The 1,666-nt window shown below is 64.0% G+C and carries 2 protein-coding genes; one reads left to right on the top strand and one right to left on the bottom strand.

The window, feature by feature from the left end:
* Positions 1-325: RDD family protein (locus DSP71_RS04510; RefSeq protein WP_258546260.1), on the bottom strand; the 325-nt coding region annotated here is incomplete at its 3' end.
* A gap of 147 nt (positions 326-472) precedes the next feature.
* Between DSP71_RS04510 and glnA the strand changes: the two genes are divergently transcribed.
* Positions 473-1,666, top strand: a 1,194-nt coding sequence (glnA, locus tag DSP71_RS04515) for a type I glutamate--ammonia ligase (RefSeq protein ID WP_258546261.1), incomplete at its 3' end; no start/stop codon positions are given.

The raw sequence follows: 1,666 nt of genomic DNA on the forward strand, positions 1-1,666 counted from the left end.
CGATCGGGCGCCACAGCCCGACCCAGCCCCCGTCGAGACGGGCGAGACGCATGCCGAGGATGCGGTGCCCCGGGCTGCCGCCTGCGGTCGGGATGAAGACGATCTGCAGCACGGCGAACACCAGCATCGGGGCGAACTGGGTCAGACCCGCTTCCGTCGGCAGGGCGAACTGATTGAACCCGAGGAATCCGGTGGCGATGATCGTCGCCGCTGTGTAATCGATCAGAAGGGCGCCGATCCGGCGGCCGGGACGGGCGATGCTCCCCGAACCGGATTCGGGGAGTCCGAGTCGTTCACCGGGGTACGCGTTCACTGCATCCGTCACTCCCCCAGCCTACCGAGCGTGAAATGACGTGCTGACGCCCTCACGCTCGTAACACGCCCGAAACAAAGCGGATACCGTAGAGAAATCCCCCGTCCGTACTCTGCAGAGTGGCCGTGAAGCCATCGATCCGCATTACAGGAGTCGTACATGTTCAAAGATTCGTCCGAGGTACTGACCTACATCAAGGAGAACGACGTCAAGTTCCTTGACATCCGTTTCACCGACCTCCCGGGTGTACAGCAGCACTTCAACATTCCTGCATCGACGGTCGACGAGGCTTTCTTCACCGACGGTCAGCTGTTCGACGGCTCCTCGATCCGCGGCTTCGCGAGCATCCATGAGTCCGACATGCAGCTCATCCCCGACGTCACGACGGCGTACGTCGACCCGTTCCGCGAGGCGAGCACGCTCGTCATGCTCTTCGACATCTACAACCCGCGCACCGGCGAGATCTACTCCAAGGACCCGCGTCAGGTCGCCAAGAAGGCCGAGAAGTACCTGGCCTCGACCGGCATCGCCGACACCGCGTTCTTCGCCCCCGAGGCCGAGTTCTACATCTTCGACGACGTCCGCTACAACGTCACCTCGAACTCCAGCTTCTACAGCGTCGACTCCGAAGAGGGCGCCTGGAACACCGGTCGCGAGGAGGAGGGCGGCAACCTCGGGAACAAGACCCCCTACAAGGGCGGGTACTTCCCGGTCAGCCCGGTCGACAAGACGGCCGACCTCCGTGACGACATCACCCTCAAGCTGATCGACGCCGGTTTCATCCTCGAGCGCTCGCACCACGAGGTCGGCACGGGCGGCCAGCAGGAGATCAACTACCGCTTCGACACCATGGTGCACGCGGCTGACGACATCCTGAAGTTCAAGTACATCGTCAAGAACACGGCCGAGGAGTGGGGCAAGGTCGCGACCTTCATGCCCAAGCCCCTCTACGGTGACAACGGCTCGGGAATGCACACGCACCAGTCGCTGTGGAACGACGGCAAGCCGCTGTTCTACGACGAGGCCGGCTACGGCCAGCTCAGCGACATCGCGCGCTGGTACATCGGCGGCATCCTGGCGCACGCGCCCGCCCTGCTCGCCTTCACCAACCCGACGCTGAACAGCTACCACCGTCTGGTCAAGGGCTTCGAGGCTCCCGTCAACCTGGTCTACTCGGCCGGCAACCGCTCCGCCGCGATCCGTATCCCGATCACGGGCTCGAACCCGAAGGCGAAGCGCATCGAGTTCCGCGCACCGGATGCTTCGGGCAACCCCTACCTCGCCTTCGCCGCGCAGCTCATGGCAGGCCTCGACGGAATCAAGAACCGCATCGAGCCGCACGAGCCGGTCGAC

It is taken from the genome of Microbacterium sp. H6, assembly GCF_003314775.1.
In the GTDB taxonomy this organism is placed as follows: Bacteria; Actinomycetota; Actinomycetes; order Actinomycetales; family Microbacteriaceae; genus Microbacterium; species Microbacterium oxydans.